A 16,789-nucleotide genomic window follows, 5' to 3' on the forward strand; every position below is an offset into this window, starting at 1 on the left:
CAGGGCCAAAGTGTGCCGGTTCGACTGGTCCATAAGGGCATCGAGCCCTTCGGGGCGGATGCGCATCAGTGGCAACGAGTCCCAGTGCGAAACTGGAGTCATGTCGTCGTCCAGTGCCACCGTCCACCCCGTACCCGACGCCCTCGCCTACCTCGCAGGTGCCTGGAGCGTGCAGCGTGAGCTGTACGACGGCGGGCGCACCGGCAGCTTCACCGGGCGGGCGGAGTTCCGCGTCGGGGACGGGGACGACGGATGGTTGCATCTGGAGAAAGGTGTTGTGGAGTGGGGCGGTGTGACGCGGGACGCCAGCAGGACCCTGCGGATGCTGGCGCTGCCGGACGGCACCGCTGAGGTGTTGTTCGGGGACGGGCGCCCGTTCCACGCGCTGGATCTGCGGCGCGGGCGCTGGACGGCCGTGCATCAGTGTGCCGCGGACCGGTACGAAGGCACGTTCACCGTGTTGTCACCGGATGAGTGGCATCTGCGTTGGGCCGTCTCCGGCCCCGCCAAGGACCAGCTTCTTTCCTCCGTCTATCGCCGGGTCCACGAGCCGGACGGCCGGTGTGGTCAGTCGCAGGAGGGGCGGTAGGAGAGGTGGGGGAAGAGGTCGCGCCATTGGGTTTTCGTGAGGTTTGAGGGGTGTAGGCGGCACAGGTCGGTGTAGGCGCGGCCGGGGTCGAGGGGGAGGACGAAGGTGCGGTCGTCGTCGCCCTCCGTGCCGTCGGGTACGACGGTGACGTAGGGGCGTTCGTCCGGGAAGAAGGCGGTGTCCTGGGCGAACGGCAGGGTGGTGAAGGCCGGGGTTTCCCAGCGGCCGCTGTTGCGGGCCTTCCAGAGGCGGTACGGGGTACTGCTCAGCACCCACGCACCGTCCGGGCTGCTGGTCAGCGCCTGGACGTCCTTCTCCAGGCGAAGGCTGTCCATGCGGCGGATGTGCTTCGGGTCCGACACGTCCCAGACCAGCACCTGACCGCTCGTCAGTACGGTGGCCAACTCGCCCTTGCGCAGCGGGAAATAGCCGTTGGGGGCGGCCGGCAGCAGCTCACCGCGGACCGGGTGGCGCATGTCGGTCAGGTCCCACAGTCGGAGGTTGGCTCCTGGCTCCTCGGTCAGCAGCATGCGTGCGGAGCGGAGGTAGACGGAGCCGCCGCCCTGGAGGGTGGCGTCGCGGAAGCGCGCGCCCTTCTTCGGCCGGGCGGGGTCGCTGACGTCCCACAGCCGCAGGTCGTCCTTCTCCTGTACGCCGATCGTCCGGTCGTCCAGCCACCACAGGAACCCGTTCAGGGCCACCAGCGGCACACGGAGGACGCCGCGCCGGTGCGGGTGCCGGATGTCGTCGATGTCCCAGAGTTCGACCGTGCCGCCGGTCCCGCCGAGGGCGAGCAGCCGGCCGTTCGGACTGGCGCTGGACAGTACATCGGCCTCGTTGAACCGGATCTCCTTCCCCGGTACCGGCGGAGCGTCCGGGCCGGAGGCGAACTCCCACAGGCGGTAGGCGTTGAAGTCGTCGCCGGCCCGGAAGCGGTGGGTGAGCAGGACGGGGCGCTGGCGCTTGTGGAGGAAGTACTGGGCTCCCCACCGCTCCGGGGGAGTGAACCGCCGCCGCGGCGCGTTCGGGTCGCTGAGGTCCCAGACCGTCGTCCGCGACTCGTACCCCTTCGTGCGCTCACGGGTGAGTACCAGCTTCCCGTCGTCGCTGAACGAAGGGCGTTCCGGCTCCCCGGGGACCTGTCTGCCCTGGAGTACGGGGGCGGGGAAGCGGTTGTGCCACAGTCGGATCTCGCCGCGGAAGTCCCCGGCGGCGAGCACCTTCCCGTCCGGGCTCCAGGCCACGGACTGCACCGGCTGGGCGGCCGGCAGCTTCCCGAGCGCCGCCGAGCTGTCGAACAGGTCGTTCATCGCGGTCCCGGTCTTCCGCTGCTCCACCGACCCGGACGCGGCGGTGTTGGCCGCCGCGAGGACCTTCCCGTCCGGCCGGAAGGCCAGGGACGGGGCCTCGGTGCCCCAAGTGGTGCCGTACAGACCGCGCTTGGCGGCCGCCAGCTTGCCGTCCCGGCCGACGGTCCATGCGTACAGTCCGTCGGCACCCGTGGCGGCGATCATGTTGCGTTGCGGATGGAAGGCGACCGCCATGATGGAGCGGGCGCCGGCGGTGTCCCGCAGTACCGGCCGCGCGGGATCACGGATGTCCCACAACCGCATCTGCGCCGACTTTTCCTCCCCCGCACTGTCCGGAGCCCCTTCCGGAATGCCGTTTCCCGCGGCGAGGTACCGGCTGTCATGGCTGAAGGCCACGGAGATCAGCTGCTGGTCCGCGGCCTCCTTTTCCCACCGCAGAGCGGGTGCCGACGGGTCGGTCATGTCCCACAGCGCGAGCCGTCCGTCGTCCCTGCCCGCTGCCAGGGTGCGTCCGTCGGGGCTGAACGCCAGGGAGAACGTGACACGGGATGAGGTCCGGCGCTCGGCCAGCCGCTCCGGGTGCCGCAGGTCCGAGACATCCCATACGGTGAGCCGGTCGGCAGTATGCACCGCGAGGACCGGCTTGCTCGGGTGGTAGGCCAGGACCGGGTTGCCTTCGCGGTAGCTGCTCATCGGCACGACGGCCGCCGGGCGCCGGGCGGCGGCACCGGACCCGAGTCGCCACAGCACCAGCTGCGCGGGCTTCTTCCGCTTGCCGTCCCGCTCCAGCCGCAGGGCCGCCGCGAGACTCCGCCCGTCGGGGGCGAACGCCAGCTTGAGCACAGGGCGGGAGGCCGCCTGGAGTACCTCGGGCGTACGGGTGACGTACGAGGAGTACAGGGCGGACCGGGTCTCCGGGGTGGGGGAGAGGCGGTAGGCCGCCAGGCTGAGCCGGAGCGCGGTGACCGGGTCCTGGTCGCGTATCTCGTCGGCGCGGGCGGCGATCTCCTGCGCGATCTCCACGGCCTCCTTGTGCGCCGCGTCCTTCGCGGCCCGGTCGCCCCGTACGACCGCGATGCCGAGCACCAGCGCCAGTACGACCAGCAACGAAACGCCCGCCCGTAACCGGAACGTGCTGCGGCGTTGTGCCGACCGTCCGGCGGCGAGGAAGTCCCGTTCCACTTGGCGCAGTTCGAGCACCTGGCCGCCGCCGTCGATCCGATGCTGAACGGCCGTCAGGTGCTTGCCGGTGTACAGACCGCTCGGGAGCCGTCCCGCCGCGTCCCAGGCGTCGGCCGCCTCCGCCAGACCCCGATGGGTCAGCAGGAATTCGAGGTTCTCGGTGATCCAGGTGCGCAGCGCGGGCCAGCCGTACAGCAGCGAGTCGTGGCACAGCTGGGCCCAGTTGTCGTCGACCACGACGAGCCGGGCCTCGACGAGACGGTCGAGCAGCGTCGTATTGCGCTGCCTGCCGCGCTCGTCGGAGGCCGCGACGAGGTCGTCGGTCCTGACCCGGCGGCGTACCGTCTTCCCGCCGTCGCCCACCAGATGCACCAGACGCAGCAACACCGTACGCAGCGCCTGCCGTTCGGCCGGTTCGAGTGCGGTGAGGAGGGTCTCGGCGGTCTGGGCGACCGAGCCGCGGATGCCGCCGGTGGCGTGGTACCCGGAGATGGTCAGCCGGCCGTCCCGGCGCCTGGCCCAGGTCTCCTGCAGCGCGTGGGCGAGGAACGGCAGGGCGATGGTGTCGCCGGTACCTCGGTGCTCCTCGCGGACCTCCCGCAGCAGCAGGTCCGCGAGACCGTCCTCCAGCCGCAGCCCGGCGTGCTCGGCGGGCCCGGTGACGGCCCGGCGCAACTCCTCGTCGCTCATCGGCGGAATGGTGAACTGCCCGGTCCGTACGGCCCGGGACAGCCGGGGATCCCGCAGGCAGTGCCCGTAGTAGTCGGCACGCAGGCCCAGTACGACGCGCGGGCCGGGTCCGGGCCCCGTACCGGCATCCGTGGTCACCGCACGGACGAAGAGCTCCCGTTCCTCCGCGTCCCGGCACTGCGTGAAGATCTCCTCCAGCTGGTCGACCACCAGCACGCCGGGGGCCCGGCGCCCGTCCGCCGGACCCGGGAACCGGCCCGCTCCCAGTGCGTCCGCCACCTCCCCGAACGGCCGGCCCACCGCCCCCGCCCAGCAGGTCACCAGCTCACGGAACGGCGTCGGCCCCGGCGCCGGCACCAGCAGCACCGGCCCCACGCCGTCCGCGGCGGCCAGCCCGGCCCGCAGCAGGGACGACTTGCCCGCACCCGACGGGCCCACCAGTACCACCGGGCCAGGCGCCGCGGCGTCGGTCACCCGCTCCAGCAGCGCCCGCGTCAGCTCGTCCCGGCCGAAGAACAGATGGCGCTCCTCGGGCAGAAAGGGCCGCATACCGGGATACGGGCAGGGCGTGCCGTCGTGCGCCGGCTCGGGCGGCGGGACGTCGGGCGCCGCGACGTACCGCGGGTTGGGCGCGAGGACGAGGTCGCCCATGCGCCCCACACTGTCGGCGTGCGGCCGGGCGGGACCGTGCTGGAAGTGCCGGTCGAGGTGCCGGTAGACGTCGGCGAGGGTGAAGCGGCTCGGGCCCGCCGCGTCCCCCTCGGTCAGCAGCCGCAGCAGCGCACCGCTGAACAGCGTGTGCCGCTGCCCCTCCGGGGCGAAGGACACGGCGTAGTGGGAGGCGGAGGTCAGCAGGAAGCTGCCGGCGGGCCGGGCCGATGCGTACGGGTCCCGCTGCTGCCCCCGCGAGGCGGCTTCGGCGAGCCCGGAGAAGCAGCAGTCGAGGATCACCACCGGGCGGACGGGGGACGCGCTCAGCAGGTTCCTGATCTCCGCGTACGGGACGGCGTGCACGGTACTGTCCGCCGACGTGCTCGCCGCGGTCGCCAGGTACAACTGGTCGCCGGGGCCGAGGAGGCCGTGCCCGACGAAGCAGAAGACGACGACGCCGTCCGCCGCCTCGTCGACCGCCCGCTCGACGGCGGCCAGTACCTCGGTCGGGCCCTCGGGGTCGGTGAGGAGCGTGATGTGTTCCTCGGCCATGCCGCACGCGGTGTGCAGTGCGGCGGCGAGGTCGGCCGCCGAGCGGCGCGCGCCGGGCAGCTCCGACAGCAGGGCGCCCTCCGGATGCCGCCCGGTGCCGACCACCACCGCACGGCAGCCGGCACCGGCCAGACCCAACGCTCCCGGCAGGTCCACGGCTCAGCCCTGTTCCGGCCGCGGACCGTTCCCGGCCGCCGGTTCCGGCTGCTGGCTCGCTCCGGGTTCCTGAAGTGCCGTTGCCGGGTCCTGGAGCGCGTCGGCGATCTGCCGTGCGAGGTCGCCCGAACCCTCCGCGGTCAGCCCGCGCACCCGCTCGGAGGTGACGGTGACCTGGGTGCCGTCGGGGCGGGTGATCGTGACGGTCTGGTTGCCGCGACGGTTCTGCAGCCAGGCCACGACGGCTGCCGCCAGGGCGGCGGTCAGCCCGCCGGGAGCGAGGAGTACGTTGATCAGCTCGCCCGCCGCGCCCATCGTCCCGGGCGGTGGTGCGGCTCCGGACGGGCCGGCCGTACGGCTGCGCAGTTCGGGATCGCGTAACAGCCAGCGCCGCAGATCACCACACGCGCCACTGTCACTGCCGACCGACAGGGTGACTCTCATGTGCCCCTCCCCGTGCCGAGCGCCCCCTGCGCCCCTCCCGGAGGCTAGCGCCTGGCGTGCGCCCCCACCAGATCGTCGGCCCCGACGGCGCCCCGAATATGGGCTGTTGACGGCGCGTCAGCGCGGATCGGAGGCGCCAGTAGCCGTGGGTACGTACGGATTCCGCCCGGCCGGTCCGCTGCTGCGCTCACGGACGAGAAACGGTTCGAGTATTACCAGTTGCTGGCGCCCACCAGCTTGCGGATGCCCGGCAGCGCCGCGTCCAGTACCGTCGGGAACCACGCCGAGAACGTTGCGTTCTTCCGCAGCGCCGCCAGCTCCTCCGCCGTCACGAACGCGGTCTCCCCGACCTCCTCGGCGTCAGGCCGCGGCGCCTGCGAGACCAGTCCCACGAACAGGTGGTTGTACTCCTGCTCCACCAGCCCGGACGCCGGGTCGGGGTGGTTGTAGCGCACCGTTCCCGCCTCCTGGAGCAGCGAGGGCCCAATGCCCAGCTCCTCTCCGGTGCGGCGGGCGGCCGCCACGAAGGGGGGCTCGCCCGGGTAGGGATGACCGCAGCACGTGTTCGACCACACGCCGGGGGAGTGGTACTTGCCCAGCGCCCTGCGCTGCAGCAGCATTCGCCCGTCGGCGTCGAAGAGAAACACCGAGAACGCCCGGTGCAGCTGCCCTGGAGCCTGGTGCGCCGACAGCTTCTCCGCGGTGCCGATCGTGGTGCCTTCCTCATCCACCAGCTCGAGCATGATGTCGGCCGTTGCTTCGGTCGGCGAGGAGTCGGACGGGCTGGTCGGCATGAACTTCCTTTGCATGTCGGGTCCTTGGGGCGGCCCGGCGGGTCTCCATGGCGACCCACCGGACACGCTCCAGCGGAATGGCTGACTGGCTGATGGCCGGACGGAATTACGCGGACTGCTCGTCCGGCGAATTCGCCAGGTGCATGGCGTTCACAATGGCGGGCTGCCAGTGGTAGAACGGCTCCAGCTTGTAGTAGTTACCGCGAGCCGACAGCGTGGTCGCGTAAATGCACTTGCGGTCGGCGCCGGCGAACGGAACTCCGGCCGCGAACTTCGTGATGGTCGGCCCCAGGTCGGTCGGCACGAGCTCGGGTTCCGGGACGAGCACGGGGAAGCACGCACGGTCGATCTTCGACGATTCCCAGGAGAAGGTGAAGTACACCGCGAAAGCCTTCGCGCACAGCTCCAGCTCGTACTCGCTCGGCTCGGGAATTCCGAGTTCGCGGGTCAGCTCGCGGACCCGCTCCGGCGCAAAGGTGCCGTCCGGCAGGCCGTCGAAGTAGATGTTGAGGGTGTGCGAGGTGTAGTCGACCGCGAACAGGCTGGCCGAGTGCAGCCCGTAGCGCGCCAGCAGGTCGAGATTGTCCGCCACCGCGCGCGGCATGGACTCCAGCTTCGACAGCTCATCGAGCGGCTGCGGCCGGCTGCTCGGGAAGAAGCACCAGATCTTCTGGAAGCCGGCGGCAATCTCGAAATCTCCGCCGGTGCCCTCGATCGGGAACCGCTCCTTGACGTCCTGGAAAAGCCGGTCCGCGGCATGGTCGCCGCGCGCCAGCAGCCCTTCGGACACAGCGGTCTCATAGGGGTCCAGGTCACCGGTGTACTTGATGTACCGGTAACCCATCAGCTTTTCGCGACGCGCGCCGGTGGCTATGCGGAGGGCCACCGAGGCATTGGTGAAGGCCGGCTCGAACGCGGCCAGCGCGCCCTTGACCTTGTCGGACTCCAGCGGCAGATCCAGCAGCTTGGCGGATTCCTCGATGGCGGAATAGACGTCGTTGATTTCTACGGTGTTCGTCACTGTGTCTTCTCCTGGGCTCAGCGGTCAGCGGCACCCGGCTGCGGGCGGTGGTGGCGCAGCGGGGTGAATTGCGTGATGTCGTAGTCGTGGCGCAGACGCTCGATCGCCTCGGGGTCCGGCGGGCCGGGCGCGGCGAAGATCTCCGCCAGCTTCTCGAAGTAGACCTCGTGCTGGGGTGACGGGCTCACGGTGAAGAGCACCCGCGCCGGTGCGTCGGTGCGATTCGCGAAACCGTGCGGGCAGCCCGTCGGGACGAAAGCGATGCTGCCCGCGGTGGCCCGCGCCGGGCGGTCTCCGGCGGCGGACTTCCAGTCCGTCCAGCCCTCCGCGGTGTAGCGCTCCGGCTCGAAGGCGAAGATGTCCAGTTCGCCTTCGAGTACGCAGAACATTTCCTGGGAGTGGTGGTGCTTGTGCGCGCCGACATCAAATCCCGGCGGCACGACGACCTCGAACACCGACGCACTCGAGCCGTCCGCGCCCGTCACCTTGAAGGTGATTTCCTGTGCCGGCGTGATGATTTTCCGCCCGCCGCCGGGCCCAACGACAATGCCATTCACTGGGTAACCTCATTCACTTCTGTGGTCTGGCCGGCCATTTCCGCTCCTGCCTAGACCCAGGTGCCCAAGGTCATCTCTGCGGTGATGCCCGGGCCGAAGCCGGCCATCAGCCCCTTGTGTCCGGGGATCGCGCTGTCTTCGTCGAACAGCCGGCGCAGCGCGTCGAGCACGACGGCGCTGGCGATGTTCCCGTACTCGGTCAGCGTCGCGGAGCTGTGCCGGAAGGCCGTGCGGTCGACGCCGAGGTACTTGGCGAGGTCGTCCAGGATGCGCGGGCCGCCGGCGTGGATGACGTAGAAGTCCAGGTCACCGGCGTCCCAGCCGTGGGTCTCGCCGAGCTCGCGCAGCACCGGGGCGAGCGGCTCCATCGTTCCCGGGACGCGGCGGTCGAGCTGGAAGTGGAAGCCGGTGTCGCGGACGGCGTAGGAGATCCAGTCCTCGGTGTTCGGAATGAGGTACGAGGCATTGCGCTCCAGCTGCACGCCGCGAACGCCGGTGGCGCCGCGGCCGCGCATCACGGCGGCCGCGACCGCGTCACCGAACAGCCCGTCGGACAGCAGCGAGCCGATGTCATCGGCGTCGGGCTGGTAGCACAGGGAGCACAGCTCGCAGGAGACGATCAGGACATTGCTGTCGGGGTGGGCCGCGCAGAAATCGTGGGCGCGGTTGATCGCCGCGCCGCCCGCCGCGCAGCCGAGCTGCGCGATCGGCAGCTGACGGGTGTCGTACCGGAATCCCATGTGGTTGATCAGCCATGCGGTCAGCGAGGGCATCATGAACCCGGTGCACGACACATAGATGATCGCGTCAATGTCCTCGGCAGTCAGCTGCGCGTTCGCCAGGGCCTCTTCGATGACTTCCGGGCAGCGCTTCTTCGATTCCATCTCGTAGATGCGGTTGCGCACCTCGAAGCCCGGGTGGTTGAGGGTTTCCTCGATGGGCTGGACCAGGTGCCGCTTCTGTACCCCGGTGTTCTGTATCAGTCGCAGCGCGAGCGGCAGCTGCGGCTTTCCCGCATGCGCCTCCCTGGCGAATTCCAGGGTCTGTTCCATGGTGATGACGTATTCCGGAACGGCGACGGCAGGTCGACACAAAATAGCCAATTCAATTCCCCCTTTGTCATGCCCCAACGACACCAGTGAGCCGATGCGCGGATGCGGGCTGCTCCTGAGTGGCAGCCGGCGGTGAGGCGTTCGGCGATGCGCTCGCCGAACGGTCGGCGAGGCGCCCGCTCATGCTGTCGATGCGCACGGCGTCGGGCGCGGCGACTCAAAGCATGTACGGGAGTGCATTGGGGCCGCAGCGCGTTGGCTCTGCCCTCAACTGGCCCGCTTACTATTCGACATCGGACGACCGGTGTCAACGGGATTGATCTTGAAAGCCGCGGCTGATGCGCCGGTCATGCGTGACATACCCGGACATAGGGGCGACCGAGCTCGCCGCTGTTGCGCCTGTAACAAGGGCTGCTCGGGCGCCCAGTACGAACTCGCGCGTGTGTGCCGGTTGTTGGATCGTCTAGCGATCGACAGACATCCCGTTGTCATTCGTCCGGACCGGGGTGTAGACGACCACATGCACGTCGGGGTGGTCGGCAGGCGCCAGTCGATGGTGCTCGAAGTGCTGCACCCCCGCGACCGGGTGGTCGAAGACACGCATCCGGGAGGTGAAGCCCTCGATGTGGTGGTCCTGCCAGGCCGCGCGGAAGCCCTCGTTGGTGCCGAGCAGGCGCTGGATGGCCGGGGAGCCGGCGAGATCGCCGAGCCGGGGGCCGGCCTCGGCCCGGAACTCGGCGAGGAACCGACGGCTCGTCACTTCCCAGTCCGGCAGCAGATCACGGATGTAGGGATCGGTGAACACCATCCACAGCAGGTTGCGTTCCTCCGGCGCGACGGTGGCCACGTTCGGATACAGGTCGAGATACGCGGCGTTCCAGCCGGTGACCGTCCAGTCGGGGGCGATGGCGTACGCGGGGAATCCGACGAGCGCGTCGAGTAACCGCTGCACGTGGGCGGGCGCGGTGTGGCCCCCCGGTGCGGCGGACTCGGTGAGCGGGGCGTATCCGGCCAGGGTCAGCACGTAGACGTGCTCGGCGGGGGTCAGGCGCAGCGTGCGGGCGAGGGCGTCCAGCACGTGTCGAGAGGGCTGGATGTCGCGGCCCTGCTCCAGCCAGGTGTACCAAGTGACGCTGACCTGGGAGAGCGTGGCAACTTCCTCGCGGCGCAGACCGCCACGGCGGCGCGGACCGGCCGGGGGCAGGCCGACTTCCGTCGGACTGAGCCGTGCACGCCTGGCGCGCAGGAAGTCGCCCAGCTCCTTCCGCCGATCTTCTGCTGTTCCCATGGACGCAGGATAAGTGCTGGTAGTGGGAGTAATAGCAGTCGGGGCGTCTTCTCGGTACGCCCGCGCGCCACGAAGATCGGCACATGCCAGAGTTGAGATCCCGCACCGTCACCCATGGCCGGAACATGGCCGGCGTGCGCGCCCTGGTGCGTGCCTCTGGCGTGTCCAGCGCGGACGACGGCATCGCCATGGGCCACTCGGGGATGCTGTACGCGACGCCGGCCCAGTCCGCCGGTACGGGCGCGGTGCGGGCCCTGCCCACCGACTGATGGGCGCGGTGCGGGCCCTGCCCACCGACTGACTTTCCCCGCCTGCCGTGCGCACGCCGCCATACTGCAGGGGCCGAGCTCAGCCCCGTACGCACGGATACCCGCAAGGAGACAACCCCACATGATCCTGGTCACCGGTGCCACCGGAAACGTCGGCCGCAACCTCGTGCGCGAACTGCTCGACGCAGGAGAGAAGGTACGGGCCCTCACCCGCGACCCCGCCACCTGCAACCTGCCCGACGGCGTCGAGACCGTCGCCGGAGACCTCACCCGCCCGGAAACCCTGGCCACCGCCCTGCAGGGCGTGGACCGCGCATTCCTGTTCCCCGTCCACGGCGCCCTCGATGCCTTCCTCGCCGGCGCGAAGGAGGCCGGTACGCAACACATCGTGCTGCTCTCCTCGGACTCCGTCACCTTCCCCGAGCCCGGCTGGATCGGTGAGCAGCACCTCGCCTGCGAACAGGCCGTCGCCGACTCCGGGATGTCCTGGACCTTCGTCCGCCCCACCGTCTTCATGGCCAATGACCTCGGCTGGGCCCACCAGCTCAGGAACGACGGAACGGTACGAGGCGCGTACGGCGGCGGCGCCATGGCCCCGGTCGACGAGCGCGACATCGCCGCGGTCGCCGCCCACGCCCTGCTCGCCCCGGACCCCGGCAAGACGTACGAACTCACCGGCCCGCAGGCCCTCAGCCAGATCGACCGGGTCCGCATCATCGGCGAAACCCTCGGCCTCCCTGCCCGCTTCGAAGAGGTCCCCCGCGAAGCCGTCCGCCAACGGCTGCTCAACCACATGCCGCCCCCGGCCGTCGACTTCCTCCTCGACCAACTCGCCGCCTCCCGGGCGACTCCCACCCCCGTACTCCCCACCATCGAACAGGTCACCGGCCGCCCGGCCCACACCTACGCCGAATGGGTCACCCACCACGCCGCGGACTTCAACGGCGGACAGCAGACCGGGCCGCGTGTGCATTCGGCCTGACCTGTGAGGCTTGCTGGTGCCGGAGTCGTCGGCAAGGTACCCGCTCCTGTGCTCGTGCTGGGTGGCGTGTGCGGGATTCAGTTCGGTGCGGCGTTCTCGCCCCAGGTGTACCCGCAGGTGGGCGCGCCGGGCGTGGTGTTCCTCCGGTTGCTGATCGCGGGGGTACTTCTCTGCCTGGTGTGGCGCCCACGGCGCCAGGCGTTGACCTCGGTGAAGGACGCGTGGGGAACGGTGATCGGCGCCGGGACCTTGCTGGCGGGACACCACCTCGCGTTCTACGAGGCGGTGAAACACATCCCCCTCGGGGCCGTGGCGACGATCGAATTCCTCGGCCCGTTCGCCATCGCCCTGGCCGGGTCGCGGCGGGTGGTCGACCTGCTGCCCGCATGTCTGGCGGCGGGCGGTGTTTTCCTGCTCAGCGGGGGCGGCGTTCCCCTGGAACCGGTCGGCCTTGCGCTGGCAGGGGTCGCGGCGTGCTGCTGGGCCGGCTACATCCTCGTCTCCTCCCGCATGGCACAACGCCTCAGCGGTGGCCAGGGCCTGGCACTGGCGGTGCTGTGGGCAGCACTGCTGAGTGCCCCGTACGGTGTCGCCCACGCGGGGAGTGCACTGCTGGACCCCCACGTGCTGTGGGTCACCGCAGTGGTGGCGGTAGCGGCCAGCGTGCTGCCGTACTCGTTCAACTTGGCGGCGCTGCGCCGGATTCCGCCTCGTGTGTTCGGTGTGCTGACGAGCCTTGAGCCCGCCGCCGGCGCCCTCTTCGGGTTGCTCATCCTCGGCCAGCGGCTCGCCTGGCCGCAGTGGCTCGGCATCGCCGCGGTCGCCTGCGCCTCCGTCGCCGCGACGCTCCTGGGGGCCGGGGAGCGACGGAGCGTACGAGTGGCTGGGCGTAGGTGTCAGCTCGTGCGGTAGAGCGAGGTGAGCAGTTCGATCACGGCCTGGGTGGCGGAGTGCGGGTCGTCGCGCCACCAGGCGATCCGCACCGCGATCGGCTCGGCGTCGCGCACGGGCCGGTAGACGACGCCGGGCCGTGGGTACTGGTTGGCGGTGGATTCCGCGGTCATTCCTACGCAGCGGCCCGTGGAAATCACATTGAGCCAGTCGTCGACGTCGCGGGTGTCCTCGGTGGCCGGGCGGGCGCCGGGTGGCCACAGCTCCGTCGTCGTGGTGCCGGTCCGCCGGTCGATCAGCAGCGTGCGCCCGCTGATGTCGGCGAGTCTGACCGACCGGCGCCGGGCCAGTGGGTCGTCGGACGCCATGACACACAGGCGCCGTTCCAGTCCCACGATGGCGGAGTCGAAACGAGTGTCGTTGAGCGGTATGCGTACTACGGAAAGGTCGCAGGCGCCGTCCGCCAGCCCGGCGGTGGCGGAGTTGACGCGTACGAGCTGCAGGTCCGTCTCGGGGTGAGTGGCACCCCAGCGGCGCTGAAAGGCCAGCGTGTGGCGGCCGACTGCCGACCACGCGTATCCGATCCGCAAGCGCGTGTGACCCGACGCGGCCTCCCGGACCAGATCCTCCACCTCCCCGAGCACCCGCCGGGCATGCGACACAACGCGCAGCCCGGTCCCCGTGGGAGTCACCTCGCGCGAGGTGCGCCGCAGCAATCGCGCCCCGAGGGCGCGTTCGAGCGAGGCCAACGTACGGGACACAGCGGCCTGAGAGACGCCGAGCGCAATGGCAGCATCGGTGAAACTGCCCTCATCGACGATCGCGACAAGACAACGCAACTGCCGCAGCTCCACATCCGTCATGACCCAACTGTATAGACGAACCGCAGATGCCTTTTGTGCAAGCGCAGCAGCGCAGCGCCCCCTGAGTTCGCGCGTCCCCAAAGTGCGCGCGGGATCAAGTGCGTGCGGCGATCCAGGACAGCACCTTGGTCTTGATGCCGGGGGCGTTGAGGATGGCGCCGCCGTGGGCGTTGCCGGGGATGGTTTCGACGGTGATGCCGTTCGTGGGCATGTCGTGGTCGACTTCTTCGGCGCGTTCGAGGTCGGTGGAGTGAGTGACGGGGATGAAGTCGTCTTCGGAGTGGAGGAGGTACATGCGGGCGTCGTTGGCGCCGGAGGCGCGGTTTTTGACGACGGTGTCTTTCCAGGTGTCCCAGCAGCTGGGGTGCATGGAGGTGGCGGTGTCGGTGGGATCCGGGTAGCAGCGCGTCAGGACGGTGGCGTTGTCGCGCACCTTGCGTTCGTTGGCGGTGCTGGTGTCGTGGTTGCCGTCGTTCCAGGCGCGGTAGGGGGAGTTGACGGGGGAGAGGCCGACGACGCCCTTTACCCGGTCGGCGCCGGAACCGTAGGTCGCCACTGCTGTGCCGATCTGGCCGCCTGCGGATGACCCGAGGATGACGATGCGGTTGGGGTCGAGGTCGAAGCGGGCGGCGTTGGATTTGATCCAGGTGAGGGCGGAGAGGGCGTCGTTGCGCTGGGCGGGCCAGGGGGCGTCGAAGTTGAGGCGGTAGTCCACGGAGAAGGTGGCGTAGCCGGCGTCGGCGAAGGTGCGGGACCAGGTGGCCCAGCCGGCGTCCTCGTACCAGTAACCACCGTGGAGGATGACGATGCCGGGCTGCGTGCCGCTGGTGGGATTCCAGTAGGCGTCCAGCTTCTGGCGGGTGTGCGAGCCATAGGCGTAAGTGGCTTCGCTGCGGGAGGCCGCGGATCCGGCGTCTGTCGTATGAGCCGCGGCACGGGCTCTGCTGGCGTTGGTGGCCTGGCTGCTGCCCGTATCGATGGTCAGGAGTGCCGCGACGAGTGCGGTACAGAAGGCTAAATACATCAGGTAACGACGCACGGAATGTTGCCCTTCACCACAGTTCAGCAGGCACCCGTGATTCTGGGCGCACGCTCGTGGAAGCGAGCAGCGCGAACAGAGCGTGGGGGGCGCTCGAACGCCTGCCTTATTCGAGCGAAGCGAGCGGAACTATAGCCAGGCGAAGAAGCGGTATGTCAACACCCACAGGGTGGAATGTACGACTTCTGGTCTCTTCTCCTGGAAGAGGGTGACTCAGGCCGTCTCTGCGGACGTCGTCCTCGTCAGCTCGTGCCCGGCAGAGCGTTTTCCAGGAGGATCTCTGCTGCTGCCCGCGCGTGTCGTCCGTAGTCCGCATCACTCAGCACCATGGCGCGGCTGGCGGCCCCGTCCGCCAGAGTGACGAGTTGTTCGGCGAGTGCGGCGGGCTCGCGGCAACCCAGTTCCGTTACCAGTGCAGTGACCAGCCGCACCATCAGCAGTTTCTGTTCGCGGGCGTAGGAGTGGACCGCGCTCTGCGGGTCGGGGAACTCCGCGGCGGCGTCGATGAACGGGCATCCGCGCACGGGAGCCGCGTCCGCGGCAGGCGGGGCGAACAGTGCGAGGATCCGTTCTCTCGCCGGGATGTCCTCGCGCGTCAGCGCGCTCTCCAGGGTGTGACCCGTCGAGGCGAGGTCTTGGAGATGGGCGATGACCAGGTCGCTCTTGGTCCGAAAGTGCGCGTAGAGGGTGCGCTTGGACACCGGTGCCTGCTCTGCGACCTGTTCCATGCCGGTCGCGTTGATCCCTTGGGTCGCGAACAGCTGGGCGGCGGCGGCCAGGATGCGTTCGCGCCCCCCGCGCCCCTGCCGTCGAGACGCCGTCGTCACCGTACTCATGAGGGAAGTATACGTTTCCGTTTACTTCGGAGGGGGTGGTTGGCTACAGTAGCGCCGCAGGTAAACGCAGGCGTTTACTTAAGCGCCCTTGAGTCGCGAGGAGAGTTCTATGAGCGAGCCGGTTTTCACCGAGCTGAGCGACTACGCGGAGAAGCTGATACGCGGTCGCCACGCGACACGCGCGTTCCGACCCGAGGTCGTGCCCGAGGACACCATGCGCGCGATCTTCTCTCTTGCCGGCGCAGCGCCGTCCAACTCCAACGCGCAACCGTGGCGGGTCGAGGTGGTCAGTGGCGCGAGCCGCCAACGCCTGGCGGACGCCTTGCAGGCGGCCCACGCCGAACAGCGCACCTCGGCCGACTTCCCGTACTCCGAGGGCATGTACGCCCCCGTCCACCAGGAGCGGCGGGCGGCGTTCGGCGCCGGTCTGTACGGAGCGCTGGGCATCGGCCCTGACGACTACGCGGCACGCGCGGCCTACGACGCGGAGAGCCTGCGCTTCTACGGGGCACCACATGCCGCGTTCCTGTTCGTTACCGGCGACGGCGGGGCGCGACTGGCCGCCGACGTCGGCGCCTACATGCAGACGCTGCTCCTGGCCATGGCCGCATACGGCGTGGACAGTTGCCCGCAGGGCCTGCTCAGCTTCTACGCCGACACCGTCCGGACCGAACTCGGCGTCACCGACGGTAAGTTGCTCGTGGGTATCTCTTTCGGCTACGCCGACGAGAGCGCGCCGGTGAACCGAGTCACGACCGAGCGGGCCGCCCTCGAAACAACCACCGCCTTCCACGTCTAACGAGCTGGTCCGGGCGTTCAGTGGATGTGTGATCCGCCGTTGATGTCGTACGTGACGCCCGTGAGGTAACCGGATGCGGGGCGGGCCAGGAAGGCGATGACGTCGGCGACGTCGGTGACGCTGCCGGCGCGGCGCATCGGGATGTCTTCGATCATGTCGGCTTTGCGTGCCGGATCGAGCTTGCCGGCGGTGATGTCGGTGTCGATCAGGCCGGGGGCCACCGAGTTGGCGGTGACGCCGGAGGGGCCGAGTTCGCGGGCCAGGGCGCGGGAGAAGCCGAGCAGGGCCGCCTTGGCGGCCGAGTACGCGACGCCGCCGAAGACCCCGCCGCCGCGTTCGGCCGAGACGGACGACAGGTGGATGATGCGGCCGAAGCCGCGCTGTGCCATGCCGGGGGCCACTCGTCGGGTGACGAGGAAGCTGCCGCGGACGTTGACATCGAAGATGCGGTCCCATTCCTCGGCCGAGACGTCGAGGAAACGGGTCGGTGAGGTGATGCCGGCGTTGTTGACCAGCGCGCCGATCGGGGGCAGGGCAGCCTCGACGGCTGCTATGGCGGCGTCCACCGCCTCGGGGTCGGTCACATCGGCGGCGAGGCCCAGCCCCTGCACGCCGTGGGCCTGGGCCACCTCCCGAGCAGTGTCCTCGGCGGCCTCCTTGTCCACATCCAGTACGGCGATGTGGTAACCGTCGGCGGCCAGGGCGTGCGCGGTGGCACGGCCGATGCCGCGAGGGGATCCGGCACCGGTGACGATGGCGGTGCGGGGGGTGGAGGAGGAGTCGGTAGTCATGTGTTTTTCCTCTGGCGGTAGTTGAGCTGGAGT

The 16,789-nt window shown here is 69.8% G+C and carries 16 protein-coding genes; 5 read left to right on the forward strand and 11 right to left on the reverse strand.

Translation table 11 applies throughout. The annotated features are described in order from the left end of the window. The first annotated feature begins 100 nt into the window (after positions 1-100). A complete protein-coding gene (locus tag IF04_RS0130430; protein ID WP_051831703.1) occupies positions 101-589 on the forward strand; it encodes a DUF6314 family protein in 489 nt (162 codons plus the stop codon). Here the strand turns inward: IF04_RS0130430 and IF04_RS40175 are convergent. From IF04_RS40175 to IF04_RS0130465, 7 genes are all read right to left on the reverse strand, one after another. Next, positions 568-5,130: a caspase, EACC1-associated type gene (locus IF04_RS40175; protein WP_030265084.1), complete on the reverse strand. Its 4,563-nt coding sequence runs from the start codon at positions 5,128-5,130 to the stop codon at positions 568-570. The two genes, IF04_RS0130430 and IF04_RS40175, sit on opposite strands and share 22 nt — an antisense overlap. A 3-nt stretch (positions 5,131-5,133) precedes the next feature. Beyond that, positions 5,134-5,574, reverse strand: coding sequence for an effector-associated constant component EACC1 (locus IF04_RS0130440; RefSeq protein WP_157847728.1), 441 nt, complete (start codon positions 5,572-5,574; stop codon positions 5,134-5,136). A gap of 212 nt (positions 5,575-5,786) precedes the next feature. Further along, on the reverse strand, positions 5,787-6,368 hold the full coding sequence (gene idi, locus IF04_RS0130445) for an isopentenyl-diphosphate Delta-isomerase (RefSeq protein WP_030265090.1): 582 nt from the start codon (positions 6,366-6,368) through the stop codon (positions 5,787-5,789). Between the two features lie 106 nt (positions 6,369-6,474). Then, positions 6,475-7,389: an aromatic prenyltransferase gene (locus IF04_RS0130450; protein WP_051831683.1), complete on the reverse strand. Its 915-nt coding sequence runs from the start codon at positions 7,387-7,389 to the stop codon at positions 6,475-6,477. Between the two features lie 17 nt (positions 7,390-7,406). Next, positions 7,407-7,946 carry a cupin domain-containing protein gene (locus tag IF04_RS0130455; RefSeq protein WP_030265095.1) on the reverse strand — a complete coding sequence of 180 codons (540 nt, stop codon included), beginning with the start codon at positions 7,944-7,946 and terminating at the stop codon, positions 7,407-7,409. A 50-nt stretch (positions 7,947-7,996) separates the two neighbouring features. Further along, entirely contained in the window at positions 7,997-8,998 is a 1,002-nt protein-coding gene (locus tag IF04_RS0130460; protein ID WP_030265097.1) for a type III polyketide synthase, read from the reverse strand. 463 nt (positions 8,999-9,461) lie between these two features. Beyond that, positions 9,462-10,286, reverse strand: a complete 825-nt coding sequence (locus IF04_RS0130465; RefSeq protein ID WP_030265100.1) for a helix-turn-helix transcriptional regulator — start codon at positions 10,284-10,286, stop codon at positions 9,462-9,464. Between the two features lie 83 nt (positions 10,287-10,369). Here IF04_RS0130465 and IF04_RS38905 point away from each other — a divergent pair, with 83 nt between their 5' ends. The 3 genes from IF04_RS38905 (at position 10,370) to IF04_RS0130480 (ending at position 12,449) form a co-directional block, all read left to right on the forward strand. Beyond that, entirely contained in the window at positions 10,370-10,555 is a 186-nt protein-coding gene (locus tag IF04_RS38905) for a hypothetical protein (protein WP_157847729.1), read from the forward strand. A gap of 121 nt (positions 10,556-10,676) precedes the next feature. Continuing rightward, positions 10,677-11,537 carry an NAD(P)H-binding protein gene (locus IF04_RS0130475; protein ID WP_051831684.1) on the forward strand — a complete coding sequence of 287 codons (861 nt, stop codon included), beginning with the start codon at positions 10,677-10,679 and terminating at the stop codon, positions 11,535-11,537. Between the two features lie 48 nt (positions 11,538-11,585). Next, positions 11,586-12,449: an EamA family transporter gene (locus IF04_RS0130480; RefSeq protein WP_245654562.1), complete on the forward strand. Its 864-nt coding sequence runs from the start codon at positions 11,586-11,588 to the stop codon at positions 12,447-12,449. Here the strand turns inward: IF04_RS0130480 and IF04_RS0130485 are convergent. From IF04_RS0130485 to IF04_RS0130495, 3 genes are all read right to left on the reverse strand, one after another. Further along, on the reverse strand, positions 12,434-13,291 hold the full coding sequence (locus IF04_RS0130485) for a LysR family transcriptional regulator (protein ID WP_030265110.1): 858 nt from the start codon (positions 13,289-13,291) through the stop codon (positions 12,434-12,436). The two genes, IF04_RS0130480 and IF04_RS0130485, sit on opposite strands and share 16 nt — an antisense overlap. Positions 13,292-13,385: 94 nt before the next feature. Then, entirely contained in the window at positions 13,386-14,315 is a 930-nt protein-coding gene (locus IF04_RS0130490; RefSeq protein ID WP_037961234.1) for an alpha/beta hydrolase, read from the reverse strand. Positions 14,316-14,572: 257 nt separating this feature from the next. Beyond that, entirely contained in the window at positions 14,573-15,166 is a 594-nt protein-coding gene (locus tag IF04_RS0130495; RefSeq protein WP_030265116.1) for a TetR/AcrR family transcriptional regulator, read from the reverse strand. A 109-nt stretch (positions 15,167-15,275) separates the two neighbouring features. Here IF04_RS0130495 and IF04_RS0130500 point away from each other — a divergent pair, with 109 nt between their 5' ends. Further along, positions 15,276-15,965 carry a nitroreductase gene (locus IF04_RS0130500; RefSeq protein ID WP_030265120.1) on the forward strand — a complete coding sequence of 230 codons (690 nt, stop codon included), beginning with the start codon at positions 15,276-15,278 and terminating at the stop codon, positions 15,963-15,965. Positions 15,966-15,982: 17 nt separating this feature from the next. On the opposite strand, the gene IF04_RS0130505 is transcribed toward IF04_RS0130500, so the two are convergent. Continuing rightward, positions 15,983-16,756, reverse strand: coding sequence for an SDR family NAD(P)-dependent oxidoreductase (locus tag IF04_RS0130505; protein ID WP_030265122.1), 774 nt, complete (start codon positions 16,754-16,756; stop codon positions 15,983-15,985). Between the last annotated feature and the right edge of the window lie 33 nt (positions 16,757-16,789).

The sequence above is a fragment of the Streptomyces violens genome (assembly GCF_000717745.1).
Lineage (GTDB): Bacteria > Actinomycetota > Actinomycetes > Streptomycetales > Streptomycetaceae > Streptomyces > Streptomyces violens.